The organism is Streptomyces sp. NPDC014870, from assembly GCF_043081505.1.
In the GTDB taxonomy this organism is placed as follows: domain Bacteria; phylum Actinomycetota; class Actinomycetes; order Streptomycetales; family Streptomycetaceae; genus Streptomyces.
The window spans coordinates 277,220-303,048 of the sequence record NZ_JBIBWQ010000012.1 but is presented as its reverse complement, the minus strand read 5'-3'; the positions used below and the strand labels follow the sequence as shown (position 1 = coordinate 303,048).

Sequence of the window (25,829 nt, the reverse complement as noted above, 5' to 3'; positions counted from 1 at the left end):
CTCAGGAGCCTCCGTCATGGGTGAGCAGATGAAGCAGGGGGGCGTCGGGCAGGGCTTCGTCGCCCTCCCAGGCCCGGGCGAGCGTGCCGACGGCGGCCAGGTCGCCCAGCAGCACGCCGCCCACGAGCCGGTCGCCGCGGACGACGACCTTGCGGTAGGCGCGCCGGGTGGCGTCGGTCAGCTGGACGACGTCGTCCCCGGGGAGCGGGGTGGCCTCGCCGAACGCGGCGAGGTCGAGCCCCACGGGGCCGCCGAGCGTGAGCCGGGTCAGCGCCCGGGTGCCGGTGTAGGCGGGGCGGGTGCCGGGGTGGGCGGGCTGGGTGCCGGGGTCGGCGGGCCGGGTGCCGGACGGCTCCTCGGACCGCAGGAGGACCTCCGCGAGCGCGTCCGCCTGTTCCAGGGCCGGGCCCGCCAGGCCGTAGACCCGGCCGGCGTGTTCGGCGCAGTCGCCGACGGCGTGGATGTACGGGTCGGAGGTCCGCAGCTCGTCGTCGACGACGATGCCACGGGCGACCTCCAGGCCGGCGTCCCGGGCGAGACCGGTGCGCGGCCTGACCCCGCAGGCGAGGACCACGACCTGCGCGTCGAGCACGAATCCGTCGGCCAGTTCGACCGCCGTCACCGCGCCGTCCTCCTGCCGAAGACCGCTGACCCGGCACTCGGTGTGCACCTCGACGCCGAGGGACTCCACGTGCTCGCGGAGCAGCGCCGAGGCGTGGGCGTCGAGCTGGCGCTCCATCAGGCGCTCGCCCTGCTGGGTCAGCACCACCTCGGCGCCGAGCGCGGCCAGCGCGCGGGCCGCGGAGACCCCGAGCAGACCGCCGCCGATGACGACCGCGCGGACACCGGGGCGGACGAGGGCCCGCAGCTCCAGACAGTCGTCGAGGGTGCGGAAGGGGAGCACGCCCGCGGGCGGCCGGACGCCCCGGAGGCCGCGCAGGGGCGGCAGGACCGGGTTGGAGCCGGTCGCGAGGACCAGCCGGTCGTAGCCGACGGCCGTCCCGTCCGCCAGCTCCACGGTCCGGGCGGCCCGGTCGATCCGCACCACCCGCACCCCGCGCCGTGCCGGCTCCTGGGGAGCGGGCAGGGCGATCACCTCGGGCGCGTACCGCCCGGCGAGGACGTCCGCGAGCAGCACCCTGTTGTACGGTGCGTGCGGCTCTTCGCCGAGGAGGGTGACCGGCAGCCGCTGGGCGAGCCGGACGCCCGCCGTCCCGCCGCCGACCACCACGATCCGTGTACTCATGTGTCGAAGCGTGCGGCTCGGGTGTTACCCGGCGGAATCCCGATTGTTTCTCCCGCGGAACGCTGATCTCCGTGACGGGGGTCCTCCGGTGTGAGGGCCGATCGGTGTGAGGGTTAATCCGTGCTGAGGCGCTCCTCAAGGGCGCCTTAAGGATCGCGGGGGAGGCGCTGAGCTGCGCACTTGTATACCTCCGGGCCCCTAGGGTCGGCTCTCGTGACGACCGAGGTTCAGGAAACCGGCCACCCGGCGCTCGCCGCGTATCTCGCGCAGCGCGGGGGTGGCGGCGCGCGGGAGCAGGGCCGGGTGCGGCCCGGTGGGGGGCGTGCCCACCCGATCCACTCCGCGGAACGCCTGCCCACGACCCCCAGGGTGAAGCCCACCTGGCTGCGCAACGCCATCGCCGGCGGCGCCGGGGCCGTCGGGCTGCTCTGGGGTGTGCAGGCGCGGCCCTCCGCCCGGCTCGACTCCTTCTTCGCCACCGGAGCCCACCTCACCGGGCTGCTCGCCGGGTACGGCGTGCTCGTCATGCTGTTCCTGATGGCGCGGGTGCCCGCCGTCGAGCACGGGGTCGGGGCCGACCGGCTCGCCCGGTGGCACGCGGTCGGCGGGCGGTACGTGCTCGGGCTCGTCGGCGCGCACGCCGTGCTCGCGCTCTGCGGGTACGCCGTGCACGCCCGTACCGACCTCGTCACCGCCGCCGGGGAGCTGCTCTCCTATCCCGCGCTCCTCGCCGCCACCGTCGGGACCGCGCTCTTCGTCGCCGTCGGGGTCACGTCCGCGCGGGCCGCCCGGCGGCGGCTGCGGCACGAGACCTGGCGGTCGCTCCACCTGCTCAGCCACCTCGCCGCCGCCCTCGGCTTCGTGCACCAGCTCGCCGGGCCCGACCTCACCGGCAGCGTCGTCGCGCTCTGGGCCTGGTCCATGGCACACGCGACGGTCGCCGTGCTGCTCGTCTGGTACCGGATCGTGGTCCCCGTCCGGCAGGCCCTGCGGCACGCCCTGCGCGTGACCGAGGTCCGCGACGAGGCTCCGGGCGTGGTCTCCGTGACCATCAGGGGCACCGGGCTCGATCTGCTCGGGGCCGAACCCGGCCAGTTCTTCCGCTGGCGGTTCCTGACCCGCAGGCTCTGGCGGACGGCGCTGCCGTTCTCCCTCTCCGCGCCCGTCCGCGACGACACCCTGCGGATCACCGTCAAGGCGCTCGGCGACCACACCCGCCGGATCCGCCGCCTGCGCCCCGGCACGCGGGTCCTCGCGACCGGCCCGTTCGGCGCGCTCACCGCGCACCGGCGCACCCGTCGCAAGGTCCTGCTGCTCGCCGGGGGCGTGGGGATCACCCCGCTGCGGGCGCTCTTCGAGACGCTGCCCGGCGGCCCCGGCGACGTGACGCTGCTCTACCGGGCCTCCGACGCGGACGGGCTCGTCCTGCGCGAGGAGCTGGAGCGCATCGCCCACGAACGGCAGGCGGCCCTGCACTACCTCCTCGGCCCGTCCGACGCCTCCTTCGACCCGCTCGCCCCGCAGGCTCTGCGGAACCTCGTGCCAGGACTCGCCGGCCACGACGTCTACCTCTGCGGCCCGCCCGCCATGTCCAGAGCCGCCACCGCCTCGCTCGTCCGGGCCGGGATACCGGCCCACCGCATCCACTCCGAGGACTTCAGCCATGAGTAAGCACCGTGCCCGTTCCGCGGCTTCGGCCACCAGAAGACACCGCGACCGTTCCGAGGCCCCGGCCGTGAGCAGGCACCGCGCCGCTGCCGTCCACCCCGCCGACCGGGCCCGACGGCAGGTCGCCGCCGGGCTCCTCGCGGCCGGGGCGCTCGCCGCGACCTTCCTCACGGTCGCCGTCGACCCGGCCGCGCCGCTCGCGCCCGACCGGGCGCCGATCGGCACAACCTCAGACGTAGCTCAACTCTCCAGGGATTGATGGACGGCGCACGCATCTGCTCCTTAGGCTCACTCGCATGCCTGACATATCCCTGACCACTCTCGTCCTGCTCTGCGCCGCCGCTCTCGTGGCGGGCTGGATCGACGCCGTGGTCGGCGGAGGCGGGCTGCTGCTCCTGCCCGCGCTGCTGCTCGGGGTTCCGCACGTCCCGGCCCCGCAGATCCTCGGCACCAACAAGGCCGTCGCGATCGTCGGCACGACCGGCGCCGCGATCACGTACGTACGCAAGGCGACGGCGCCCGTGCAGGTGAGGACGGCGGTACGGATCGGGCTCGCGGCCCTCGCCGGGTCCATGGGCGGCGCGTTCTTCGCGGCCGGGATCAGCAATGACGTGCTACGTCCGGTGATCATGGTGGTGCTCGTCGGCGTCGCCGCGTTCGTGATGCTGCGCCCGAAGTTCGGCACCCAGGGGGAGGGCGAGAAGCCGCCCGTCGGCCGGGCCCGGATCGTCACCGCGATCGTGCTCGTCGGCGGCGGGATCGGCTTCTACGACGGCCTGTTCGGACCGGGGACCGGCACGTTCCTGGTCCTCGCGCTGACCGCCGTGCTCCACCTCGACCTGGTGACCGCCTCCGCCACCGCCAAGATCGTCAACGTCTGCACCAACGCGGGGGCGCTCGCGACGTTCGCGTACCAGGGCAGCGTGCTCTGGCAGCTGGCGGCGGTCATGGCGGTCTTCAACCTGGCCGGCGGGATGCTCGGGGCGCGCATGGCGCTCAGCAAGGGCGCCGAGTTCGTCCGGGGCGTGCTGCTGGTCGTCGTCTTCTCGCTCGTCGCGAAGCTCGCCTTCGACCAGTGGTCGTAGCGGCTAGCGGACCCCGATGAGGTGGCCGAAGGCGACCACGTTGCCCTGGTAGCCGGACTGCTTGGAGAAGCCCCCGCCGCAGGTGATGACCCGGATCTCGGCCCGGCCGTCCGTCTCCCCGTAGACCTTGTCGTCCGGGAAGGCCTTGTTGTCGTACACCTCGACGGCGTCGATCGTGAACACGGCCGTCCGGCCGTCCTGCCGGTCCACCTCGATCCGGTTGCCCTTCTTCAGCGCGCCGAGGGCGTAGAAGACGGCCGGGCCGCGGGCGTTGTCGACATGGCCCGCGACGATCGCGGTGCCGTCGGCGCCGGGCGGGGTGCCGCCCTCGTACCAGCCCGCGAGATTGCGGTCGTCCGCCGGCGGCACGTCGAGGGCGCCGTCCCGGCCCAGACCGAGCCCCGTCATGGGCGTGTCGACGTCGATCTCGGGGATGCGCAGCCGTACGGGCGCGGAGGGCTCCAGCGGGTCGGCCGCGGCCGTGGTGTGCATGTTCGGGCCCGCGGCGAAGGCCTGCGCGGCGGACGGTACGGGCGGGGTGACGTGCTCCGAGCCGTTCTGGACGAGCCAGACGCCGACGCACGCGGCGGCGGCTATGCCCCACCCCTTGCTCCTGCTGCTCACGGTGCGTTCCTCCGGCCTGAGCGTGAAGGTGTGGCCCTGCCCCCGCCGGGCCGTGTACGGGCGCGCGGCGGGGGCAGGACGCTGCGGTACGTCTAGCCGTCCTGCGCGCCGCTCGCCCGGCGGCGCAGGAGCCACGTACCGCCGACGGCAGCCGCGGCCAGCACCGCCGCGCCCGCCGCGATCTGGGTGGTGTCGGGGCCGACGCTGCCGCCGACACCGGTACGCACATGGCCGCTCGGGCGGTCCTTGTGCTTGACGACGAGCTCGCCCCGGGCGGTCCTGCCGTTGTCGCAGGCCACGCTGATCCAGTAGGTACCGGGCTTGGCGTGCTCCGGGACCGTGAACTGGCCGACCACGACCTCCTTGTGCGTGCTCGGGTTCAGGTGGAAGTCCCCCGCGCCGAGGGACTGCGCGTCGCCGACGCCGCGGCCGTTCTTGCCGCAGGCGAGGGTGTTGACGGTGATGGTGGTGCCGGGGCTCGCGGAGGAGGGGTAGACCTCCAGGGACTCGGAGTCCCCGGCGTACGCGGCGGGGGAGCCGAGTGCGCCGATCGCGGCGACCGTCAGCGCGGTACCGGTGAGCAGGCGGGCAGTGGTGCGCATGGGGTCCTCCGGGGCGCGCGAGCGGTCATGCCGGGAGGCCCGGTCCTGCCGGGAGGGACTTCCCGGGACCTGCCTCCTAGGACCGAGATAAGAGCCGCCGCGCGCGCCGCGCCTGCTGATGGAGGGTCAGAATTACGCCGTCCGGTGCGGTGTGTCGCCTTGCCTGGGGGGTGTTTACGCAGGTCAGAGCGGGTTACGGAGAGTCAGCTGACGGCCCGTGTCGAACGGGTGACACGGCCCGGCCGCGCCGCCGTCAGACGATCAGGCCCTCGATCGCCGTCAGGGCCCACTGCTGGGCCGCAGCCGTCGTGCCGGCCGCGACGCCGGTCGCGACCGGGGCGAGGGCTCCCCTGAGGGTGGCCAGCGAGCGGCGCAGCCGGCCCTGCTCGGGCGCGTCGGGTCCCGCGATCGTGGCGAGCACCTCGTCGGCCGCCGCCACCGTGTCCTCGCGCTCCCGGTCCGCCAGGCCCTGCTCGGGGAGGGCGCGCAGCAGCTCGGCGACGCGCTCGGCGAGCGCCTCGTAGCCCGGGGCGACGCCCGCGCCGTTGACCTGCTGGTTCTGGGTGACCGTCTCGTTGCCCCAGGCGAACTGGTTGTGGGAGACCGTGCCGTGGAAGACTGGTCCCTGGGCGTGGTGGTCGTTCTCGCGCTCGCTCATGTGGTCCTACCGTCCTCGTTCGACTGGTTCTGGGTGACGCTGTCGTTGTTCCAGGCGAGCTGGCTCTTGTAGACGGAGCCGGCGATGTACGGGCCGTCGACGTGGATGACCGTCGGCTGATCGACCGTGCGCACCGTCTTGTCGACGACCTTCAACGAGGTGCGCAGGCCGACGAGCTCGACGCGGCCGTTGTGGATCACGGCGACCCCCTGGGTCCCGTTCACCGCGCAGTCCACCAGGCGGCCGGAGCTCTCGTCGGCGAAGACGGCCCCCGCGGTCGCGCAGTCGGTGAACTCGCCGTCCGCGACGTTCAGATAGCCGGACTCGGCCACCGACAGGCCGTTTCCCTCGGACCCGCGCACGGTGAGCTTCTTCGCGAAGACCTTGCCCTTGCCCGCCACGACGGCCCCGCCGACCCTGACCGTCGTGGCCGTGCAGTCGTGCAGGTGCGCCTGCGCCTCCTCGCCGGCGAAGAAGCCCACGGCCACGCGCTCCGCCGCCACGCCCCTGAGCGTGACCCTGGACCGGCCGAGCGCGGTCACCGCCGTCTCGACCTCGCTGAACACCAGGTCGGTGAGGTCGGCCGTGGTGCCGCCGTCCCCGTTGGTGTCCAGGCCCAGCGTGCAGCGGTCCACCCGGCCGTGCTCGAACGTGCCCTTCGAGCCGTCCATGACCCGCAGCGCGGAGTTCGGCAGGTCCTCGATCCGGACGTGGCTGAAACGCCCCCGGGAGCCCTCCGTGACCGCGATCCCGACGTTGCCGCCCGAGACCTGGCAGCGCACGACCTCCGGCGCGCCGCCCCGGGCCGAGAGCACCCCGACGTTGCGGGCGTCGACGACCCGGCAGTCCTCGTACCGGCCCCGGGCGTCGGTCTCCACGATGATGCCGGTGTCGCGGCACGCGGTGAACACGCAGTCGCGCACCACCGGATCGGCGCCGCTCCCCGCGCCGAGACCGTGCCGGGCGTCGGTGACCCGCGTACGGTCCACGGAGCCGCGGGACTGCTCGATGAACATGATCCCCTCCCCGTGCACGGCGGTGATCGCGCAGTCAGCCACCACGAGCCGGGCGCGGGTGTCCGCCATGAGGGCCGCGTGCCCGGTGCCGGTCAGCTCGCAGTCGGTGACCTCGGCGCGCGCGTCGCAGACCCGGACGCCGTGGATCCGGCTGCCCTCGACCCGGCTGCTCCGGAGGGAGAGCTGGGCGCCCTCGATCGCGGCGATCGCGTTGTCGGCGGCGTCCGTGAACCGGCACCGCTCGATGGTCCCGGTCGACGCGGTGAACAGCGTGCGGCCGTGCAGGAACGTGCTGTCCCGCAAGGTGACCTGGGTGTTCGGCCGCGCGTGCGTGCCGACCCCGCCCGGCGTGCGGACCTCCACGCGGTCGAGCACGAGGCTGCCCTGCGCGCAGGCGACGGCATCCTGCTCGGCGTCCCGGCCGGCCAGCACCAGGCCCTCGACCTGGACCGATCCGTAGGTCTCCAGGACGGTCCCGCGTGCCAGGTGCACCTCGACGGAGCCCGGCCCCTCGGTGGCGACCAGCCGCACGTCGCCGCAGGCGACGAGGCCCTCCTCGTACCGCCCGGCCGCGATCTCGACGACCGCCGACCGCCGGCGGCGTGACACGGCCTGCAGGGCGGAGAAGGCGCGCAGGGCGGACGTGATGTTCGGGTAGGTGCCGCGCCTGGAGTGGGGCGAGACGACGTACTTCACGACCATGTCACGGACCCCCGTCCAGCTCCCGCCTGCGAACCCCCGATGTTACCGGAGGGAGCCGAACGGCCGCTGGTACGAGGCGTGTTGACCGGTCCTGGCCCCCCGAGGAGGCGCGGAGAATCTCCGCTTGACCTGAACCAAACTTGAGGTATCAGGATCGTCTGCATGGACATCACACGTACGGACTCCACGCCGCTCAAGCTCGCCGTCGTCGTCGCCAGCAACCGCGAGGGCCGGTTCGCCCCCGTGCTCGCCGAGTGGTTCCGCGGCCGGCTCGCCGAGCACACCGGCTTCGCCGTCGACTTCGTCGACCTCGCCGAGGTCGAGCTGCCCACCGCCCTCTCCCACCGCCCGGCCGCCGCCGTCCGCGCCGAGCTGGCGAAGGTGTCCCCGGTCCTCGACGCCGCCGACGCCTTCGTCGTCCTCACCCCCGAGTTCAACCACTCCTTCCCCGCCTCCCTGAAGTCCCTCATCGACTGGCACTTCGGCGAGTGGCAGGCCAAGCCAGTCGGCTTCGTCTCCTACGGCGGGATGTCCGGCGGCCTGCGGGCCGTGGAGCAACTGCGCCTGGTCTTCGCCGAGATGCACGCCGTGACCATCCGCGACACGGTCTCCTTCCACAACGCGCACCGGGACTTCGACGAGGACGGCCGCCACAGGGACCCCGCCGGACCCGACGCCGCCGCCAAGGCGATGCTCGACCAGCTCGCCTGGTGGGCCCACGCCCTCCGGGACGCCAGGACCACCCGCCCCTACGGCGCCTGAGGGGAATCACTCCATGCTGCTGCGACTCGTCGCCGGACGGCTCCGCCCCTACCGGTGGACCCTGGCCCTCGTCGTCCTCCTCCAACTCGCCCAGTCCCTCGCCTCCCTCACCCTGCCCCGGCTCAACGCCGACGTCATCGACAACGGCGTGCTGCGCGGCGACACCGCCCATGTCCTGACCGGGGGCGGTCTGATGGCCGCGGTCACCCTGTTCCAGGCCGCCGCCGCGGCCGCCGCCGTCTACTTCGGCGCGCGGATCGCCATGGGCGTCGCCCGTGACGTGCGCGCCGCCGTCTTCCGCCGGGTCCAGGACTTCTCCGCCCAGGAGATCAGCCGCTTCGGCACCGCCTCCCTCATCACCCGCACCACCAACGACGTCCAGCAGGTCCAGACGTTCGCCGTGCTCGTCCTGACGATGCTGGTGGCGGCGCCCCTGCTGTGCGTCGGAGGCGTCGTCATGGCCCTCGACCAGGACGTCCCGCTCGCCCTGCTGTTCCTGCTCTTCGTTCCGCTGATGGCCGGCGGGGTCGGCAGTGTCGTGCTGCGCATGCGGCCGCTCTTCCGGGGCATGCAGGAGCGGGTCGACCGGGTCAACCGGGTGATGCGCGAGCAGATCACCGGCGTCCGGGTCGTCCGCGCCTTCGTCCGCGACCGCCACGAGCAGCACCGCTTCGGCGGGGCCAACGACGAACTCCGCTCGGTCGGCACCCAGGTCGGCCGGCTCCAGGCGCTGATGTTCCCGATCGTGCTGATCGTCTGGGAACTGTCGACCGTCGCGATCATCTGGGTGGGCGCCCACCGCATCGAGTCCGGGGCCCTGCAGGCCGGTTCGCTGATCGCGTTCCTCGGCTATCTGCTCCAGATCATGATGTCGGTGATGATGGTGCTCTTCCTGCTGATGCACATGCCGCGGGCCGAGGTCAGCGCCGAACGCATCCAGGAGATCCTCGACACCGAACCCGCCGTCTCCGCCCCCACCGCCCCCGTCCACACCCTCCACGGCCCCGGTCTCCTCGACGTCCGGGACGCCGACTTCAGCTACCCCGGCGCCGAGGAGCCCGTCCTGCGCGGCGTGCGCCTCACCGCCCGCCCCGGCCGCACCACCGCCGTCATCGGCTCCACCGGCAGCGGCAAGTCCACCCTCCTCGGTCTCGTCGCGCGGCTCTTCGACGCCACCGACGGCCAGGTCACGGTCGGCGGCGTCGACGTCCGTGCCATGGACCCCGCGCTGCTCGCCCGTACCGTCGGACTCGTCCCGCAGAAGCCGTACCTCTTCTCCGGCACGGTCGCGAGCAACCTGCGGTACGGGCGGCCCGAGGCGAGCGACGCCGACCTGTGGCACGCCCTGGAGGTCGCCCAGGCCGCCGACTTCGTCCGCGCCCTGCCCGAGGGGCTCGACGCGCCGGTCGCGCAGGGCGGCACCAACCTCTCCGGCGGCCAGCGCCAACGGCTCGCCATCGCCCGCGTCCTCGTCGCCCGCCCCCGGGTGTACCTCTTCGACGACTCGTTCTCCGCGCTCGACTACCGCACCGACGCGCTGCTCAGAGCGGCACTGAAGGAGGAGACCGCCGACGCGACCGTCGTCATCGTCGCCCAGCGCGTCTCCACCATCCGCGACGCCGACCGGATCGTCGTCCTCGACCAGGGCCGGGCCGTCGGCAGCGGCACCCACGAGGAGCTCATGCGGACCAATGCCACGTACCGGGAGATCGTCCTCTCCCAGCTCACCGAGGAGGAAGCGGCATGAGCGACACCCGCGCGCCGAAGCAGCCGAACGTGCCGCAGAAGGCGAACGCGCCGAAGCAGCCGAACGTGCCGCAGAAGGCGAACGCGCCGCAGACGCCGAAGACGAAGACGAAGACCGCTCCCGAGCGCCGAGGCCCCGCCGTGCAGCAGCGCGGCCCCGGCATCAGCACCCCGTCGCTGGAACGCTCCCTCGACTTCCGCGCCTCCGGCCTCCGGCTGCTGCGCACCCTGGCCCCCGAACGCACCCGCCTCGTCGGAGCCCTCGCCGCCGCGGCCGCGAGCGTCGCCCTCGCCGTCCTCAGCCCGCTGTTCCTCGGCCGCGCCACCGACCTCGTCGTCTCCGGCGCCGCGCGCCCGGCCGGCGTCGACTTCCGCGCCGTCGGCGAGATGCTCGCCCTCTCCTTCGCGGCCGTCGCGGGCTCCGCCGCGCTCAACTGGGTCCAGCAGCGCCTCGCCACGAGCGTCGTCCAGCGCGCGGGACACCGGCTGCGCGCCGAGGCCCAGGCCAAGCTGGCCCGGCTGCCGCTCTCGTACCTCGACGGGCAGCCCCGCGGCGAACTCCTCAGCCGCACCACCAACGACATCGACAACATCGTCCAGACCCTCCAGCAGGCCTTCAGCCAGATGGTCCGGGCGCTCCTCACGCTGGTCGGCGTGCTGGTGATGATGTGCTGGATCTCGCCCCTGCTCGCCCTCGTCGCCCTCGCGACCGTCCCCGTCTCGCTCCTCGTCGCGGCGCGGATCGGCAAGCGCGCCCAGCCGCAGTTCGTCAGGCAGTGGGCGGTCACCGGCCGGCTCAACAGCCACGTCGAGGAAATGATCACCGGCCACGCCGAGGTCGTCCTCTTCGGCCGGCGGGACGCGGCCGTGGCGCGCTTCGACGAGCTGGGCGAGGAGCTGTACGGGGCCACCTTCCGGGCCCAGTTCATCTCCGGCTTCATCCAGCCGGCCCTCACCTTCGTCGGGAACCTCAACTACGTCCTGATCGCGGTCGTCGGCGGCCTGCGGGTGGCGAGCGGCACGCTGAGCGTCGGCGACGTGCAGGCGTTCATCCAGTACTCGTACGAGTTCAACGGCCCGATCAACCAGATCGCGGCCATGGCCAACCTGCTCCAGTCCGGGGTCGCCTCCGCCGAGCGGGTCTTCGACCTCCTCGACGCCGAGGAGGAGTCCCCCGCGCCCGTCGCACCCGTGTCCCCGCGCAGGGCGGCCGAGGGCCGGGTCTCCTTCGAGAAGGTGGCGTTCCGCTACGAGCCGGACAAGCCGCTCGTCGAGGACCTTTCGCTGACGGTGGAGCCGGGGCAGACGGTCGCGATCGTCGGTCCTACCGGCGCCGGCAAGACCACGCTCGTGAACCTGCTGATGCGGTTCTACGAGATCACCGGCGGCCGGATCACCCTCGACGGGACCGACATCGCGGCGATGTCCCGCGAGGAGCTCCGCTCCGGGATCGGCATGGTCCTCCAGGACACCTGGCTCTTCGGCGGGACGATCGCGGAGAACATCGCGTACGGCGTGCCGGGCGAGGTGTCGCGCGAGCGGATCGTCGAGGCCGCGATGGCGACCCACGCGGACCGGTTCATCCGCACCCTCCCCGACGGCTACGACACGGTCCTCGACGAGGACGGCGCCGGACTCAGCGCGGGCGAGAAGCAGCTGATCACGATAGCGAGGGCGTTCCTGTCCGAGCCGGTGATCCTGGTCCTCGACGAGGCGACCAGCTCCGTCGACACCCGTACCGAGGTGCTCATCCAGCGGGCCATGTCCTCGCTCCGGGCGGGCCGTACGTCCTTCGTGATCGCGCACCGGCTCTCCACCATCAGGGACGCGGACGTGATCCTGGTGATGGACCGGGGAGCCATCGTCGAACAGGGCACGCACGAGGAGCTGTTGGCCGCGGGCGGCGCCTACGCCCGGCTGCACGCGGCCCAGTTCGCGGCGGCGGCGTGAGCGCGGGGCCGGGTGCGGTGAGCGCGGGGCCGGGTGCCGAGAGCCCGGGGCCCCGCGGTGCGGGCGCGGGGCGGGTCGGGGGTGAGTACGGTGGGCCGCGTGACCCTCGCACTCACCGTACTCACCACCACCGACAGCCCGGCCAAGGCCCAGGAACTCGCGCGCGGCGCGGTCGAGGCCCGCCTCGCCGCCTGCGCCCAGGTCTCCGGTCCTGTCACCTCCGTCTACCACTGGCGGAAGGCGATCGAGACCGAGGAGGAGTGGCAGGTCCTCTTCAAGACGACGGAGGCGCGCTACGACGAGCTGGAGGCCCACATCCTGGCCGCGCACGACTACGAGACCCCCGAGGTCCTCGCCACCCCGGTGGTACGGGCCTCGGCCGCGTATCTGGCGTGGCTGGAGGCCGAGACGTCGGCCCTTCCCCCGGCATGAGGGAACTGCCCTTCTTCGTCTACGGCACGCTGCGGCCCGGCGAGTACAACCACGACCGCTTCCTCCTCGGCCGCACGGCCCAGGAGGAACCGGCGCGGCTGGCGGGCGCGCTCCTGTACGACGGGCCCGGCTACCCGTACGCCGTGCCGGGCGAGGGCCTTGTCGCGGGCGACCTGGTGACCGCCGCGCCGGGCGGGTACAGCGAACTCCTCGATCTGCTCGACCGGGTGGAACTCCCGGCCGGCTACGAGCGGACCGAGTGCGAGGCGCTCAGGATCGCGGACGGCGCGGCCGTGCGGGCCTGGGTCTGGTTCGCGGCGCCCGGCACCCCGTACGGGCCGCTCATCACGGGCGGGGACTGGCGGGCTCGACCCGGACCGCGCACGTCTTGAACTCGGGCATCCGGGAGACCGGGTCGAGCGCCGGATTGGTGAGGGTGTTGGCGCGGCCCTCGCCGGGCCAGTGGAACGGCATGAACACCGTGTCGGGCCGGATGGCCGCGGTGATCCGCGCGGGCGCGACCGCCCGGCCACGCCGGGACACGACGGCGACCCGCTCGCCCTCGGCGACCCCGATCCGCTCGGCGAGCCGCGGATGCAGCTCCACGAACGCCCCGGGCGCGGCGGCGTTCAGCTCCTCCACCCGCCGGGTCTGCGCCCCGGACTGGTACTGCGCGACGACCCGCCCCGTCGTCAGGACGACGGGGTAGTCGGCGTCGGTCTCCTCGGCCGCCGCCCGGTGCGTGACCGCCACGAACCGGGCGCGCCCGCTCGGCGTCGCGAACCGGTCGAGAAAGAGCCGCGGGCTCCCGGGGTGCGGAACCCGCACGGGGCGCTCCGGCTGCCCGGTGCCCTCGCCGCCCGTGCCCTCCGGGAGCGCGCCCTCCGAGCCGCCCGTGCCCTCCGGGAGCGCGCCCTCCGAGCCGCCCCCTTCCTCCGGGCAGGGCCAGAAGACGCCGTTCTCCTCGCGCAGGCGGCGGTAGCTGATGCCCGAGTAGTCCGCCGGGCCGCCCGCCGACGCGCGGCGCAGCTCGTCGAAGACCTCCTCCGGGTCCGTCGGGAAGCCCTTCTCCCGGCCGAGGAGGGCCGCGAGCCCGTGCAGGACCTCCAGATCCGTGCGGACCCCCGCCGGCGGGGTGATCGCCCGCTGCCGCAGCAGCACGCGCCCCTCCAGGTTCGTGGTCGTGCCCGTCTCCTCCGCCCACTGGGTCACCGGCAGGACCACGTCCGCCAGCTCCGCCGTCTCCGACAGGACCACGTCCGCGACCGCGAGGAAGTCCAGCGAGCGCAGCCGCCCCTCGATGTGCGCGGCACGCGGCGCCGACACCACGGGGTTGGAGCCCATGAGGAGCAGCGTCTTCACCTCGCCGCCGAGCGCGTCCAGGAGTTCGTAGGCGCTGCGGCCCGGCCCCGGCAGCGAGTCCGGGTCCACCCCCCACACGCCCGCGACGTGCGCGCGCGCCGCCGGGTCGTCCAGCTTCCGGTAGCCGGGCAGCTGGTCCGCCTTCTGGCCGTGCTCCCGGCCGCCCTGGCCGTTGCCCTGGCCGGTCAGGCAGCCGTACCCGCTCAGCGGGCGTCCGGCCCGCCCGGTCGCCAGGCAGAGGTTGATCCACGCGCCGACCGTGTCCGTGCCCTTCGACTGCTGCTCCGGGCCGCGCGCGGTGAGCACCATCCCGCTCTCCGCGTCGCAGAACATCCGCATCGCGTCCCGCAGCCGCGGCACCGGCACACCCGTGATCCGCTCGACCAGCTCGGGCCAGTGCGCCATCGCCCCGGCCCTGGCCGCCTCCCACCCCTCCGTCCGCTCCCGGACGAACTCCTCGTCCACCCGCCCCTCGGCGACCACGAGATGGAGCAGCCCGAGCGCGAGCGCGAGGTCGGTGCCGGGGCGGGGCGCGAGGTGGAGGTCGGCCTGCTCGGCGGTGCGGGTGCGGCGCGGGTCGACGACGATCAGCTTCCCCCCGTTCGCCTTCAGCTCGGTCAGGTAGCGCAGCGCGGGCGGCATCGTCTCGGCCAGGTTGGAACCGACGAGGATCACGCAACCGGTGCGCGGGACGTCCTCCAGCGGGAAGGGGAGCCCCCGGTCGAGGCCGAACGCCCGCTGGTGCGCGGCCGCCGCCGACGACATGCAGAAGCGGCCGTTGTAGTCGATCTGCGAGGTGCCGAGCACGACCCGGGCGAACTTGCCGAGCGTGTACGCCTTCTCGTTGGTGAGGCCGCCGCCGCCGAAGACCCCCACGGCATCGGGTCCGTGGTCGGCGCGGGTCCGGCTCAGCCCCTCGGCGACGGCGGAGAGTGCCTCCTCCCAGGAGGCGGACTTCAGGGCACCTGTGTCAGGGCATCGGACCAGGGGCCCGGTCAGCCTGACCCGGGAGGAGAGTACGGCCGGGGCGGTGCGGCCCTTGCCGCACAGCGCGCCCCGGTTGACGGGGAAGTCGGGGCGCTCCACCACCTCCACGGACACCTCCGCGGAGCCCGCCGTGGGGCGGAGCGACATGCCGCACTGGAGCGCGCAGTAGGGGCAGTGCGTGGCGACGGCGGCAGGGGCGGCGGGGGTGGTGACAGCCTCGGACATGCGGAAACTCTGCGACGGCCGTGTTACGGGCGGGGGCGCTCCGCATTACGGGTGCCGCCCGTTCTGCTCCCGTGGCCCCGGTGGATGCCGTGAGGGTCAGCGGGCGGAGGCGAGCGCCTCCGTCACGCCCTTCTCCCGCTCGCCGAGGAAGTGCGGGTCGGGGCGGAGGCTCGCGTCCAGGGCCGCCTTGCCCGCCGCGACGAGCTCGCGGACGCCGCCGTAGTAGAAGACGGAGTCGTGGGGTTCGACGACCTTCACCCCGTACGACTCGATGCCGGCGGCCCGGCAGAGCGCCACGGCCCGCTTGATGTGGAAGTCCTGGGTGACGAGGACGGCCCGGTCGACGCCGAAGATCTTCTTGGCGCGGACGCAGGAGTCCCAGGTGTCGAAGCCCGCGTAGTCGCTGACGATCCGGCCGTCCGGCACACCGCGCTCGGTGAGGTACGTGCGCATCGCGTCCGGCTCGTCGTACTCGACCCGGCTGTTGTCGCCGGTGACGAGGACGACCTTGACCTTGCCCGCGCGGTACAGCTCGGCGGCCGTGTCGAGCCGGTGCGCGAGGTACGGGGTCGGCCGCCCCTTCCACAGGCCCGCGCCGAAGACGACGGCGACCTCCTGGGCCGGCACGTCGGCGGTGGTGCGCAGCCGGCTGTCGGCGACGGCGTGCGTCCAGGTGGCGGGCGCGAGGGCGAGGACGGCGCCCAGCATGACGGCCTGGACCGTACGGCGCCTCGCCCGGGTGGTGCGCGGCACGAGCGGGACCCGGGTCAGCCCGAGCGCGCTCCGCCTCAGCCCGAGCACGCCCCGCTTCAGCCGGGCGGGTACGCGCACGCGTCGCAGGCCGCGCATGGATGAACCTCCGTGGATCTCGACTTCCCGGTCACCCTGTTCGACGCGAACGCGGGCCTTTCGGTTCGTTCCCGCTGCCGTACAGCACGGTGGCGAGGGCGACGCCCAGCAGCGCGCCGAGGAGCTGAGCCCCGACGAAACCGGGGAGCGAGCCGGGGGCTATCCCGGTGAAGGAGTCGGAGAAGGAGCGGCCGACCGTCCCGGCCGGGTTGGCGAAGGAGCCCGATGAGGTGAACCAGATCGCGGCCAGCAGGTAGCAGCCCACGGCGATCGGGGCGAGCGAGGAGCGGCCGATCCGGCGCAGGCCCTGGACGAGCAGGACGAGCCCGGCCGTCGCGACGGTCTCGCCGAGCAGCAGATGGGGATCGGAGCGGGCCGCGGTCGACCAGGTGCCCGGGGCACGACCGAACATGGCCTCGGCGAGCAGGGCCCCGGCGACGGCGCCGACGAACTGGGCGGCCACGTAGACCGCCACCTCGCGGACGCCGGGGGCGCCGTCCTCGCCCCGGCGGGCCCACCACTCGGAGAGGGTGACGACCGGGTTGAGGTGGCCGCCGGAGAGCGGGCCGAGCAGGGCGATGAGCAGACCGAGCCCGAGGGCGGAGGCCAGCGAGTTGGCCAGCAGGCGCACCCCGACGTCCGGGCTGAGCGCGGCCGCCTGGATGCCCGATCCGACGACGACGGCCACCAGCGCCGCGGTGCCCACGAGTTCGGCGGCGGCGCGCCGGGGCAGCCCGGGGGGAGGAGAGGGAGACATTCGCATGACGGAAAAGATATTCCGCTAGATAAAAGAATGAGAGGGGAAGGGGTGAACCCGTACGATCCGCGCATGATCGACGAGGCCGCCCTCAACAACGCGGAGTGGTGCCAGGCGATGTGCGCCGCGCACGGCCGCCCCGGCACCTTCGGGCCGCGCGCCTGGACCAACGCCCGCCGGACCCCGCTCTACTACCCGGACGCGGTGACGCTGACCGACGACGCGTCCGTACGGGACGTCCTCGACTCCATCGACCGCGAGGCGCCCGGCGCCACGGTCAAGGACTCCTTCGCCCGGCTCGACCTGGCCGCCGAGGGCTTCCGGCCGCTCTTCGAGGCGCGCTGGATCCACCGGCCCGGGTGGCTTCCCCCGACGGAGACCGAGGCACCGGCGGGCACCACCTGGCGCGCCGTCGGCACCCCGGAGGGACTCCTCGACTGGGCCCTCGCGTGGAGCGGCGGAGACGCCGACGAAGCGGCGCTCTTCCGCGCCGGACTCCTCACCGACCCGTACACGAAGATCGTCGCCGGGTACGACGCCGAGGGCCGGATCGCCGGGGGAGCGGTGCTCACCGACAACTGGCGCCTCACCGGGATCTCCAACCTCTTCGCCGCACCGGGGGTGGACCCGGCCGAGGTGTGGGCCGCCTGTCTGACACAGGTCGACGCCGGCAGCCCCGTCGTCGGCTACGAGTCCGGCGACGACCTGCCGCCCGCGCTCGCCGTGGGCTTCGAGGAACTCGGCCCGCTCCGGGTCTGGCTGGCGGCCTGACACCTCCGCCCGGGCGGCGGTGAGCGCACGGAAAACACTCGTGACGCCCGCGCAACGGGGCGGCAACGCGGCGCCGTCAGGATCGGTGCATGACGGAGCGGGACGACAGTACGTTCGACACCACGGCCGAGCTGCTCGGCACGATCACGACCCGGCTCGGCGAGCGCCTCAGCCAGGTCCGCCCGTACGGCGCCGCGCGCGACACCCGCCCGACCCTCGTGGCCGTCGGCCACGGCAGCCGCGATCCGCGCGCCGCCGCCACCCTCGGCCGGCTGGCGGAACGCGTCCGCGAACTCCGCCCGGGCCTCGACGTCCGCCTCGCCCACATCGAACTGAACCCCCCGCTCCTCCCGGACGCCCTGGCCGCCCTCGCACCTGCCGCCCCCGCGGACGTGGGCCCGGGTTCGGCGGACCTCGCGCGGACGGACCCGGCGCGCACGGACCTCGCGCGGACGGGGCGCGCCGCGGCCCCCGCCCGCCCCCGCGCCGTCCTCGTGCCCCTGCTCTTCGGGCCCGGGCACCACGTCAAGCACGACCTGCCCGCCGCTGCCGCCGCGCTGCCCGAGGGCCGGGTCAGGATCGCCGCACCGCTCGGCGCGCACCCGCTGCTCGTCGAGGCGCTCGCCGACCGGCTCACCGAGTCGGGCTGGACCTCCGCCGACAGCACCTCGCGCGCCACCGGCGTCGTCCTCGCGGCGGCCGGCTCCCGGGACCCCGAGGGGCTCGCGGCCGTCCGGCTGATCGCCGCCGCGCTCTCCGAGCGGCTCGGCGGCACCCCCGTCCTCCCCGCCTACGCCTCCGCCGCCACCCCCACCGTCCCCGACGCGGTGCGCGCGCTCGCCGCCCGGGGCCGCCACCGCGTCGCCGTCGCCTCCTGCTTCACCGCCCCCGGCCGTTTCGCGGCCCACGCCACCGCCCACGCCCCGTGGATCGCCGCACACCCGCTCGGCGACCACCCCGCCCTCGCCCGCCTCGTCCTGCACCGCTACGACCAGGCGCTCACCGCCCCCGCGGCCTCCTGGCGAGAACTCGCCTCCGCCTGAGGGCCCCAGAACCTGTCCCGGGACCCGCCCCAGCACTTGCACCGGGACCCGCCCCAGCACCTGCCCCTCACCCGCCCCAGCACCGTCCGGACCGGCCACCGGACGTGTCACCCGCACGCCAGGGACCCCATGTGTCCGTCCCGCCCGTTACCTTCGGTGCATGGAAGGCTTCGCGGACACCCCCAGCAGCACGCACACCCCCGGCACCACCGACACCCCCGGCTACGACGACGGCGCCACCGAGCGCTGGGCCGCCGAGCCGGACAAGCGGCCAGGGCGGACCGCCTTCCAACGGGACCGCGCGCGCGTTCTCCACTCCAGCGCCCTGCGCCGGCTCGCGGGCAAGACCCAGGTCGTCACCCCCGGTTCCCGGAGCCACGCCTGGGACGCCAGCCCCCGCACCCGCCTGACCCACTCGCTGGAGTGCGCCCAGGTCGGGCGCGAGCTCGGTGCCGCGCTCGGCTGCGACCCCGACCTCGTGGAAGCCGCCTGCCTCGCCCACGACATGGGCCACCCGCCCTTCGGGCACAACGGCGAGGTCGCGCTCAACGAATTCGCCAAGGACTGCGGCGGTTTCGAGGGCAACGCCCAGTCGCTGCGGCTGCTCACCCGTATCGAGCCCAAGCGGTTCATCGCCGACCCCGCCGGCGGCCGGCCCGTCAGCGTCGGCCTCAACCTCACCCGCGCCGCCCTCGACGCCGCCACCAAGTACCCCTGGCCGCGCGGCGGGCACCCCGAGGACCCCGACTCCGCCAAGTTCGGCGTGTACGAGGACGACCTGCCCGTCTTCGAGTGGGCCCGGCAGGGCGCTCCCGCCCACCGCAAGTGCTTCGAGGCCCAGGTCATGGACTGGTCCGACGACGTCGCGTACTCCGTCCACGACTTCGAGGACGGCCTGCACGCCGGCCACATCGACCCGAACATGCTGTTCGCCGAGCCCGAGCGCGCCGACATCTGGCGCGTCGCCATCGGCCGGTACGTCCCGCACGACACCGACCCGCAGGAGCTCGCCGAGGCGCTCGACCGGCTCGTCGACCAGGACTGGTGGCCGCACGGCTACGACGGCTCCGCCGTCGCCCAGGCCCGGCTCAAGGACGCCACCAGCCAGCTGATCGGCCGCTTCGCCCTCGCCGCCGAGGGCGCCACCCGGCAGGCGTACGGATCCGGCCGCCTCACCCGGTACGCCGCCGAACTCGTCGTCCCCCGCGAGACCCGCAACGAATGCGCCGTCCTCAAGGCCGTCGCCGACCGGTACGTGATGCAGCGCGCCGAGCAGGAGGCCCTCCGCGCCGACCAGCGCATCGTCCTCGCCGAGCTGGCCGAGGCGCTCACCTCCCGCGCCCCCGAGGGGCTCGACCCGCAGTTCCGCGCCCTCTTCGACGCCGCTGACGACGACAGGTCACGCAAGCGGGTGATCATCGACCAGATCGCCTCCCTCACCGACGCCTCCGCCCGCACCCTGCACGCCCGCCTCCGCCCGCGCCGCGCATGAGCCCCGCCCTCTTTCGTCATCACGCTCCGTGCGGGACGCTCGGCGCAGGGCCCGAGGCGGAACGGCTCGCCGAACGCCCGGAGGCGTAGCGTAGAAGCGGTCGCAACGAGGAGGCATCAAGTGGTCGACGCAGATCAGACCTTCGTCATCGTCGGCGGGGGACTGGCCGGGGCCAAGGCGGCGGAGACGCTCCGCTCCGAGGGGTTCACCGGCCGGGTCATCCTCATCGGCGACGAGCGCGACCACCCCTACGAACGCCCACCGCTCTCCAAGGGCTACCTCACCGGGAAGGAGGAGCGCGACAGCGTCTTCGTCCACGAGGCGGCCTGGTACGCCCGGGCCGAGGTCGAGCTCCACCTCGGGCAGCCCGTCACCACCGTCGACCGCGAGGCCCGCACCGTACGCCTCGGTGACGGCACCACCATCCGTTACGACCGGCTGCTGCTCGCCACCGGCTCCGAGCCGCGCCGCCTCGACATCCCCGGCACCGGCCTCGCCGGCGTCCACCACCTGCGCCGGCTCGCCCACGCCGACCGGCTGCGCCACGTCCTGGCCGCCCTCGGCCGGGACAACGGCCACCTGGTGATCGCCGGCGGCGGCTGGATCGGCCTGGAGGTCGCCGCAGCGGCCCGCGGCTACGGCGCCGAGGTCACCGTCGTCGAGTCCGAGCCCACCCCGCTCCACCAGGTCCTCGGCCCCGAACTCGGCCAGCTCTTCGCCGACCTCCACACCGAGCACGGCGTCCGCTTCGTCTTCGGCGCCCGGCTCGCCGAGATCGTCGGACAGGACGGCATGGTCCTCGCCGTCCGCACCGACGACGGCGAGGAGCACCCGGCGCACGCCGTCCTCGCCGCGATCGGCGCCGCCCCGCGCACCGCCCTCGCCGAGGCCGCGGGGCTCGCCCTGGTCGACCGCGCCCACGGCGGCGGCATCGCCGTCGACGCCTCGCTGCGCACCTCCGACCCGGAGATCTTCGCGGCCGGCGACGTCGCCGCCGCGCACCACCCGCTCCTGGACACCCGGCTGCGCGTCGAGCACTGGGCCAACGCCCTCAACGGCGGCCCGGCCGCCGCCCGCGCCATGCTCGGGCAGCACGTCTCGTACGACCGCGTGCCGTACTTCTTCTCCGACCAGTACGACCTCGGCATGGAGTACTCCGGCTGGGCCCCGCCCGGCTCCTACGACCAGGTCGTGATCCGCGGCGACGCGGGAAAGCGGCAGTTCATCGCCTTCTGGCTGAAGGACCGCAAGGTGCTCGCCGGGATGAACGTGAATGTGTGGGACGTCACAGAACCCGTCCAGAAGCTCATCCGGGCCGGGTCCCCGGTGGACACCGACGCCCTCGCGGATCCGTCCGTCCCCCTGGAGAGCCTCGTTCCCTGACCCGCCCACGTAGAATTCCCGCGTGGCAGGCAGGATCAACGATGACGACGTGAAGGCGGTACGGGACGCGGTCCCGATCGACGCCGTCGTGTCCGAGTACCTCCAGCTCCGCAACGCCGGCGGCGGCAACCTCAAGGGCCTGTGCCCCTTCCACGACGAGAAGTCCCCCTCCTTCCAGGTCAGCCCGAGCAAGGGCCTGTTCCACTGCTTCGGCTGCCAGGAGGGCGGCGACACGATCGCCTTCGTGATGAAGATCGACCACCTCTCCTTCTCGGAGACGGTCGAGCGCCTCGCCGCGAAGGCGGGCATCACCCTGCGCTACGAGGAGGGCGGCTACAACCCCGGCCACCAGCGCGGCGAGCGCATCCGGCTGGTCGAGGCGCACAAGGTCGCCGCCCAGTTCTACGTCGACCAACTCGACTCGCCCGAGGCCGAGATCGGCCGGAAGTTCCTCGCCGAGCGCGGCTTCGACCAGGCCGCCGCGGCGCACTTCGGCGTCGGCTACTCCCCGGCCGGCTGGGACCACCTCACCCGCTTCCTGCGCGGCAAGGGCTTCTCCGACAAGGAGCTGATCCTCTCCGGGCTCTCCCAGGACGGCCGCCGCGGCCCCATCGACCGCTTCCGCGGCCGGCTCATGTGGCCGATCAGGGACGTGGGCGGCGATGTCGTCGGCTTCGGCGCGCGCAAGCTCCGCGACGACGACAACGGGCCGAAGTACCTGAACACGCCCGAGACGCCGATCTACAAGAAGTCCCAGGTGCTCTACGGCATCGACCTGGCGAAGAAGGACATCGCCAAGGTCAGCCGGGCCGTCGTCGTCGAGGGCTACACCGACGTCATGGCCTGCCACCTCGCGGGCGTCACCACCGCCATCGCCACCTGCGGCACCGCCTTCGGCGGCGACCACATCAAGATCCTCCGCCGGCTCCTGATGGACAACGGCTCGGCCCGGGTGATCTTCACCTTCGACGGCGACGCGGCCGGCCAGAAGGCCGCCCTGCGCGCCTTCGAGGACGACCAGAAGTTCGCCGCCGAGACCTACATCGCCATCGCTCCCGACGGCATGGACCCCTGCGAGCTGCGGCTCGCCAAGGGCGACCAGGCCGTCGCCGAGCTGGTCGAGCCGCGCACCCCGCTCTTCGAGTTCGCGCTCCGCCAGATCGTCGCCCGCTACGACCTGGAGACCCCGGCCGGCCGGGCCGCCGCGCTCGACGAGGCCGCGCCGGTCGTCGCCCGGATCAAGAACATCGCCTCCCAGCACGAGGTCGCCGTCCAGCTCGCGGGCATGCTCGGCATCCTCGACACCCCGTTCGTGGTCAAGCGCGTCGCCCAGATCGCCCGCTGGCAGCGCGACCGCGGCGGCCGGGGCGCGCCCGCACCGGCGGCCCCGCAGCGCGGCTACCAGAACACCCAGGCGCCCCCGGCCGCGCCCGCGGGCCCCGCGCTCAACCTGCGCAGCCCCGCGCACCGCACCGAGCGCGAGCTGCTCAAGCTCGCCCTGCAGCGCCCCGAGCTGGTCTCCCCTGCGTTCGACGCGTACGGCGTCGACGAGTTCACCGCCCCGCCCTACGCGGCCGTCCGCCAGTGCGTCCAGGACGCGGGCGGCGCCACCGGAGCGCCCGCCGACTACCTGTCCGCGGTCCGCGAGGCCGCCCCCGACGACACCGTGCGCGCGCTCGTCACCGAACTCGCCGTCGAGACGCTCTTCGCCAAGGTCGTCGACGAGATCTACGCGGGCGCCCAGCTCGTCCAGGTCCGGCTGCGTGCCGTCGACCGCCGCCTCCGCGACGTCCAGGGCACCCTCGCCCGCCTCGGCCCGCACGGCGACCCGGCCCAAGTGGCCGCCGTACAGAACGAGTTGTGGGTCCTCACCCAGTACGGCCAGTCACTCCGCACCAACGGCGCCGCGGCCCTCTAGGGCGTGTCCGGAAAGTCTGGCCTGGCTCGCGACGCCCGGCACGCACGCTCGCGGCGTTGCCGACATGCCCACGTAGCTCCGCTACGAGGGCATCCCGGCGCCTTGCGATCGCACGCACCGGACGACGCGAGCCCCGCCCTGCCGGGCGGACGGCCATACTTTCCGGACACTCCCTAGGCCTTTCGTCCGGACCCCAGGGGCGCGGCTCCGCACCGCATGGAGGATGATGCGCGGCGGAGGGGATTCGAATGCGTTCAGAAATGCTGGATCAGGTGCGGGCGGGTGCCCCGTGGCAGGCACAGGTCGCGGCCCCGGCGCAGACGCGGGTCCGGGTGAGCGACCGGTTCGGCGCGGCGTTCACGGCGTCGTTCTCGGTGCTGTTCGTCGAGGCCGTCATCGGGGCGATCGTCTTCTACGTGTGGATGGAGACCCAGGAGGTCCCGGCCCTCGGCTACAACCTGTTCAACATCCTCTTCCTGTTCCTCATGGGACTGATCGCAGTGGCGGCCGGGGCGGTCGGCGCCGCCCTGCTGTCGGCCGGCGTGGTGATACCGCTCGTGGCCGTCGCCGGATGGCTCGGCCGCAAGATCTCGGGGCGTGACGCCTGGTGGTGGGCCCTCCTCCTGGCGGCCGTCGGTGGCACCCTGCCGGGGCTCGTCTTCGCGTCGATGGTGCCCGCCGGGTTCCCGGAGAACGTCGAGTCGGGCCTCATCGGGTGGTTCGTCGGCGCCGCGGCGCTCGGCGTCCCGGCACTGGTCGTCCGCAGGCTGGTGCTGCCGGACCGCCCGCGGGTGTCCGGCGTCGCGATGTTCGGTTGGGTGGCGCTGTACGGGACGCTCGGCGTGGTCGTCACCGGCGCGCTCGCCGGTGTCGCCCTGTACGCCGGGATCGGGTACGAGCCTCCGCGGCTGACCGCGGAACGGCTCGCCGGGACGTGGTCCGACGGCAACGGCGGCAGGATCACCTTCACGGCGGACGGCAAGGTCACGGCCGACGGGGTCAGGACCTTCGGCTTCGACGACGACCGCGACGACACGGGGCAGCCCTGTGCCGGTGCCGGCACCTGGGTCCACGACCCGGGCGACGGGGCGTGGTCCCAGACCGTGGAGGTCTCCGTCGATGCCTGCGCGGGGAGCCTGGGCCCCTGGGAGGTGTTCGGGACCCCCGAGCACCCGAAGCTGTACGTGCTCGTCGGCGACCCCGACGCCTGGGACCTGTACATCCTGGAGCCCGACGACCAGCCCCGCGAGGAGCCCGTCAGGGACAGGTGAAACGGTCGGCGCCGCTCCACGCACCGACCCCAAGAAACCGCCCCCAGAGCACTTCTGACGTTCGGTCACCTCCCGAACTCAAAAAGTCACCGCACGCCCCTCGTGGCGGCGATGTGTCGTACCCCACACTGGGAAGCGGTGCCTGAGCCCCCGGAGCACCGGCAGCGATCACCCTGGAGGTCGCCCCCGTGCAGACCCAGACCCTGTCCGACGTCGTGCCCGGGCAGCGCCCGGCCACCCACCACCCGGAGGCGCCGGCCTCCGCGGAGCAGGCCGAGGGAGCCGATCCGCCCGAGCCCACGGAGTTCGTGGACGACACGCCGGACCCGGAGCCGGTCCCGCGCCGCGTCTCCGACCTCGGCGGGAACGGGCCCTCGTCGGACCTGTTCCGCCAGTACCTCCGCGAGATAGGCCGCATCCCGCTGCTCACCGCCGCCGACGAGGTCGAGCTGGCCCGCCGGGTCGAGGCCGGGCTCTTCGCCGAGGCGAAGCTCGCGGGCACCCCCGACCTGGACTCGCAGCTCGCCCACGACCTGGACCGGCTCGTCGTCCTCGGCCGGATGGCCAAGCGCCGGCTCATCGAGGCCAACCTGCGGCTCGTCGTCTCCGTCGCCAAGCGGTACGTCGGACGCGGCCTGACCATGCTCGATCTGGTCCAGGAGGGGAATCTCGGCCTGATCAGAGCCGTCGAGAAGTTCGACTACGCGCGCGGCTACAAGTTCTCCACGTACGCGACCTGGTGGATCCGCCAGGCGATGTCCCGGGCCCTCGCCGACCAGGCCCGGACCATCCGCGTCCCCGTCCACGTCGTCGAACTCATCAACCGGGTCATCCGCGTCCAGCGCCGGATGCTCCAGGAACGCGGCTACGAACCCACCCCCGAAGAGGTCGCCGCCCAACTCGACCTGGCCCCCGAGCGGGTCGGTGAAGTGCTCCGCCTCGCCCAGGAACCCGTCTCCCTGCACGCCCCCGTCGGCGAGGAGGACGACGTCGCCCTCGGCGACCTCATCGAGGACGGCGACGCGGCCAGCCCCGTGGAGTCGGCCGCGTTCCTGCTGCTGCGCGAGCACCTGGAGGCCGTCCTCTCCACCCTCGGCGAGCGCGAACGCAAGGTGGTCCAGCTCCGCTACGGTCTCGACGACGGCAGGCCCCGCACCCTGGAGGAGATCGGCCGGCTCTTCGGCGTGACGCGCGAACGCATCCGCCAGATCGAGTCGAAGACCCTCAACAAGCTGCGGGACCACGCCTTCGCGGACCAGCTACGCGGCTACCTCGACTAG

At 73.7% G+C, this 25,829-nt stretch carries 23 protein-coding genes; 15 read left to right on the top strand and 8 right to left on the bottom strand.

What is annotated here, in order from left to right; all coding sequences use genetic code 11:
• Position 1 precedes the first annotated feature (1 nt).
• Positions 2 to 1,246 carry an NAD(P)/FAD-dependent oxidoreductase gene (locus tag ACF09C_RS31485; protein ID WP_392096443.1) on the bottom strand — a complete coding sequence of 415 codons (1,245 nt, stop codon included), beginning with the start codon at positions 1,244 to 1,246 and terminating at the stop codon, positions 2 to 4.
• Between the two features lie 213 nt (positions 1,247 to 1,459).
• Here ACF09C_RS31485 and ACF09C_RS31480 point away from each other — a divergent pair, with 213 nt between their 5' ends.
• Genes ACF09C_RS31480 through ACF09C_RS31470 form a run of 3 tightly spaced genes read left to right on the top strand, consistent with a single transcriptional unit; the run spans position 1,460 to position 3,999 of the window.
• Complete coding sequence (locus ACF09C_RS31480; protein ID WP_392096442.1) at positions 1,460 to 2,917, top strand: ferric reductase-like transmembrane domain-containing protein; 1,458 nt, start codon at positions 1,460 to 1,462, stop codon at positions 2,915 to 2,917.
• The gene (locus ACF09C_RS31475) at positions 2,910 to 3,173 is read left to right on the top strand and encodes a hypothetical protein (RefSeq protein WP_392096441.1); all 264 of its coding nucleotides are present in this window, start codon (positions 2,910 to 2,912) and stop codon (positions 3,171 to 3,173) included. The genes ACF09C_RS31480 and ACF09C_RS31475 overlap by 8 nt, the downstream gene beginning before the upstream one ends.
• A 37-nt stretch (positions 3,174 to 3,210) precedes the next feature.
• Positions 3,211 to 3,999, top strand: coding sequence for a sulfite exporter TauE/SafE family protein (locus ACF09C_RS31470; RefSeq protein ID WP_392096440.1), 789 nt, complete (start codon positions 3,211 to 3,213; stop codon positions 3,997 to 3,999).
• 3 nt (positions 4,000 to 4,002) lie between these two features.
• On the opposite strand, the gene ACF09C_RS31465 is transcribed toward ACF09C_RS31470, so the two are convergent.
• The 4 genes from ACF09C_RS31465 to ACF09C_RS31450 all read right to left on the bottom strand — a co-directional run bounded on the left by ACF09C_RS31465 (position 4,003) and on the right by ACF09C_RS31450 (position 7,601).
• Positions 4,003 to 4,623, bottom strand: a complete 621-nt coding sequence (locus ACF09C_RS31465; RefSeq protein ID WP_392096438.1) for a class F sortase — start codon at positions 4,621 to 4,623, stop codon at positions 4,003 to 4,005.
• A gap of 92 nt (positions 4,624 to 4,715) precedes the next feature.
• A complete protein-coding gene (locus tag ACF09C_RS31460) occupies positions 4,716 to 5,225 on the bottom strand; it encodes a hypothetical protein (RefSeq protein ID WP_392096436.1) in 510 nt (169 codons plus the stop codon).
• A gap of 253 nt (positions 5,226 to 5,478) precedes the next feature.
• Positions 5,479 to 5,883 carry a hypothetical protein gene (locus ACF09C_RS31455; RefSeq protein WP_392096435.1) on the bottom strand — a complete coding sequence of 135 codons (405 nt, stop codon included), beginning with the start codon at positions 5,881 to 5,883 and terminating at the stop codon, positions 5,479 to 5,481.
• Positions 5,880 to 7,601, bottom strand: a complete 1,722-nt coding sequence (locus ACF09C_RS31450; RefSeq protein WP_392096434.1) for a right-handed parallel beta-helix repeat-containing protein — start codon at positions 7,599 to 7,601, stop codon at positions 5,880 to 5,882. The genes ACF09C_RS31455 and ACF09C_RS31450 overlap by 4 nt, the downstream gene beginning before the upstream one ends.
• A gap of 162 nt (positions 7,602 to 7,763) precedes the next feature.
• On the opposite strand from ACF09C_RS31450, the gene ACF09C_RS31445 reads away from it, so the two are divergent.
• From ACF09C_RS31445 to ACF09C_RS31425, 5 genes are all read left to right on the top strand, one after another.
• Positions 7,764 to 8,363, top strand: a complete 600-nt coding sequence (locus ACF09C_RS31445; protein WP_392096433.1) for an NADPH-dependent FMN reductase — start codon at positions 7,764 to 7,766, stop codon at positions 8,361 to 8,363.
• Positions 8,364 to 8,376: 13 nt separating this feature from the next.
• On the top strand, positions 8,377 to 10,110 hold the full coding sequence (locus tag ACF09C_RS31440) for an ABC transporter ATP-binding protein (RefSeq protein WP_392096432.1): 1,734 nt from the start codon (positions 8,377 to 8,379) through the stop codon (positions 10,108 to 10,110).
• On the top strand, positions 10,107 to 12,059 hold the full coding sequence (locus tag ACF09C_RS31435; RefSeq protein ID WP_392096431.1) for an ABC transporter ATP-binding protein: 1,953 nt from the start codon (positions 10,107 to 10,109) through the stop codon (positions 12,057 to 12,059). The genes ACF09C_RS31440 and ACF09C_RS31435 overlap by 4 nt, the downstream gene beginning before the upstream one ends.
• Positions 12,060 to 12,158: 99 nt before the next feature.
• The gene (gene cutA, locus ACF09C_RS31430) at positions 12,159 to 12,491 is read left to right on the top strand and encodes a divalent-cation tolerance protein CutA (protein ID WP_392096429.1); all 333 of its coding nucleotides are present in this window, start codon (positions 12,159 to 12,161) and stop codon (positions 12,489 to 12,491) included.
• Complete coding sequence (locus ACF09C_RS31425; RefSeq protein ID WP_392096428.1) at positions 12,488 to 12,883, top strand: gamma-glutamylcyclotransferase family protein; 396 nt, start codon at positions 12,488 to 12,490, stop codon at positions 12,881 to 12,883. The genes cutA and ACF09C_RS31425 overlap by 4 nt, the downstream gene beginning before the upstream one ends.
• On the opposite strand, the gene ACF09C_RS31420 is transcribed toward ACF09C_RS31425, so the two are convergent.
• The 3 genes from ACF09C_RS31420 to ACF09C_RS31410 all read right to left on the bottom strand — a co-directional run bounded on the left by ACF09C_RS31420 (position 12,837) and on the right by ACF09C_RS31410 (position 16,677).
• Positions 12,837 to 15,065, bottom strand: a complete 2,229-nt coding sequence (locus tag ACF09C_RS31420) for a molybdopterin oxidoreductase family protein (RefSeq protein ID WP_392096427.1) — start codon at positions 15,063 to 15,065, stop codon at positions 12,837 to 12,839. The two genes, ACF09C_RS31425 and ACF09C_RS31420, sit on opposite strands and share 47 nt — an antisense overlap.
• Positions 15,066 to 15,161: 96 nt before the next feature.
• The gene (locus ACF09C_RS31415; RefSeq protein WP_392096425.1) at positions 15,162 to 15,914 is read right to left on the bottom strand and encodes a vancomycin high temperature exclusion protein; all 753 of its coding nucleotides are present in this window, start codon (positions 15,912 to 15,914) and stop codon (positions 15,162 to 15,164) included.
• A 31-nt stretch (positions 15,915 to 15,945) separates the two neighbouring features.
• Positions 15,946 to 16,677, bottom strand: a complete 732-nt coding sequence (locus tag ACF09C_RS31410) for an aquaporin (RefSeq protein ID WP_392096423.1) — start codon at positions 16,675 to 16,677, stop codon at positions 15,946 to 15,948.
• A gap of 66 nt (positions 16,678 to 16,743) precedes the next feature.
• Between ACF09C_RS31410 and ACF09C_RS31405 the strand changes: the two genes are divergently transcribed.
• The 7 genes from ACF09C_RS31405 to ACF09C_RS31375 all read left to right on the top strand — a co-directional run bounded on the left by ACF09C_RS31405 (position 16,744) and on the right by ACF09C_RS31375 (position 25,829).
• Positions 16,744 to 17,442 carry a hypothetical protein gene (locus ACF09C_RS31405; RefSeq protein WP_392096422.1) on the top strand — a complete coding sequence of 233 codons (699 nt, stop codon included), beginning with the start codon at positions 16,744 to 16,746 and terminating at the stop codon, positions 17,440 to 17,442.
• An 89-nt stretch (positions 17,443 to 17,531) separates the two neighbouring features.
• Positions 17,532 to 18,485: a sirohydrochlorin chelatase gene (locus ACF09C_RS31400; RefSeq protein WP_392096420.1), complete on the top strand. Its 954-nt coding sequence runs from the start codon at positions 17,532 to 17,534 to the stop codon at positions 18,483 to 18,485.
• Between the two features lie 160 nt (positions 18,486 to 18,645).
• Positions 18,646 to 19,977, top strand: coding sequence for a deoxyguanosinetriphosphate triphosphohydrolase (locus ACF09C_RS31395; RefSeq protein ID WP_392096418.1), 1,332 nt, complete (start codon positions 18,646 to 18,648; stop codon positions 19,975 to 19,977).
• Positions 19,978 to 20,097: 120 nt separating this feature from the next.
• Positions 20,098 to 21,360, top strand: coding sequence for an NAD(P)/FAD-dependent oxidoreductase (locus tag ACF09C_RS31390; RefSeq protein ID WP_392096416.1), 1,263 nt, complete (start codon positions 20,098 to 20,100; stop codon positions 21,358 to 21,360).
• Positions 21,361 to 21,382: 22 nt separating this feature from the next.
• Complete coding sequence (gene dnaG / locus ACF09C_RS31385; RefSeq protein ID WP_392096415.1) at positions 21,383 to 23,278, top strand: DNA primase; 1,896 nt, start codon at positions 21,383 to 21,385, stop codon at positions 23,276 to 23,278.
• Positions 23,279 to 23,526: 248 nt separating this feature from the next.
• Positions 23,527 to 24,549, top strand: a complete 1,023-nt coding sequence (locus ACF09C_RS31380) for a hypothetical protein (protein WP_392096413.1) — start codon at positions 23,527 to 23,529, stop codon at positions 24,547 to 24,549.
• A 188-nt stretch (positions 24,550 to 24,737) separates the two neighbouring features.
• Positions 24,738 to 25,829 (top strand): RNA polymerase sigma factor, encoded by a 1,092-nt coding sequence (locus tag ACF09C_RS31375; protein WP_392096411.1) that lies wholly within the window; start codon positions 24,738 to 24,740, stop codon positions 25,827 to 25,829.

What these genes read in the sequence shown, in the direction of transcription:
- ACF09C_RS31485 (WP_392096443.1), bottom strand. Translation starts at nt 1,246, where the DNA reads ATGAGTACACGGATCGTGGTGGTCGGCGGCGGGACGGCGGGCGTCCGG.
- ACF09C_RS31475 (WP_392096441.1), top strand. Translation starts at nt 2,910, where the DNA reads ATGAGTAAGCACCGTGCCCGTTCCGCGGCTTCGGCCACCAGAAGACAC.
- ACF09C_RS31470 (WP_392096440.1), top strand. Translation starts at nt 3,211, where the DNA reads ATGCCTGACATATCCCTGACCACTCTCGTCCTGCTCTGCGCCGCCGCT.
- ACF09C_RS31460 (WP_392096436.1), bottom strand. Translation starts at nt 5,225, where the DNA reads ATGCGCACCACTGCCCGCCTGCTCACCGGTACCGCGCTGACGGTCGCC.
- ACF09C_RS31455 (WP_392096435.1), bottom strand. Translation starts at nt 5,883, where the DNA reads ATGAGCGAGCGCGAGAACGACCACCACGCCCAGGGACCAGTCTTCCAC.
- ACF09C_RS31450 (WP_392096434.1), bottom strand. Translation starts at nt 7,601, where the DNA reads ATGGTCGTGAAGTACGTCGTCTCGCCCCACTCCAGGCGCGGCACCTAC.
- ACF09C_RS31445 (WP_392096433.1), top strand. Translation starts at nt 7,764, where the DNA reads ATGGACATCACACGTACGGACTCCACGCCGCTCAAGCTCGCCGTCGTC.
- ACF09C_RS31440 (WP_392096432.1), top strand. Translation starts at nt 8,377, where the DNA reads ATGCTGCTGCGACTCGTCGCCGGACGGCTCCGCCCCTACCGGTGGACC.
- ACF09C_RS31435 (WP_392096431.1), top strand. Translation starts at nt 10,107, where the DNA reads ATGAGCGACACCCGCGCGCCGAAGCAGCCGAACGTGCCGCAGAAGGCG.
- ACF09C_RS31425 (WP_392096428.1), top strand. Translation starts at nt 12,488, where the DNA reads ATGAGGGAACTGCCCTTCTTCGTCTACGGCACGCTGCGGCCCGGCGAG.
- ACF09C_RS31420 (WP_392096427.1), bottom strand. Translation starts at nt 15,065, where the DNA reads ATGTCCGAGGCTGTCACCACCCCCGCCGCCCCTGCCGCCGTCGCCACG.
- ACF09C_RS31415 (WP_392096425.1), bottom strand. Translation starts at nt 15,914, where the DNA reads ATGCGCGGCCTGCGACGCGTGCGCGTACCCGCCCGGCTGAAGCGGGGC.
- ACF09C_RS31410 (WP_392096423.1), bottom strand. Translation starts at nt 16,677, where the DNA reads ATGCGAATGTCTCCCTCTCCTCCCCCCGGGCTGCCCCGGCGCGCCGCC.
- ACF09C_RS31405 (WP_392096422.1), top strand. Translation starts at nt 16,744, where the DNA reads ATGATCGACGAGGCCGCCCTCAACAACGCGGAGTGGTGCCAGGCGATG.
- ACF09C_RS31400 (WP_392096420.1), top strand. Translation starts at nt 17,532, where the DNA reads ATGACGGAGCGGGACGACAGTACGTTCGACACCACGGCCGAGCTGCTC.
- ACF09C_RS31395 (WP_392096418.1), top strand. Translation starts at nt 18,646, where the DNA reads ATGGAAGGCTTCGCGGACACCCCCAGCAGCACGCACACCCCCGGCACC.
- ACF09C_RS31380 (WP_392096413.1), top strand. Translation starts at nt 23,527, where the DNA reads ATGCGTTCAGAAATGCTGGATCAGGTGCGGGCGGGTGCCCCGTGGCAG.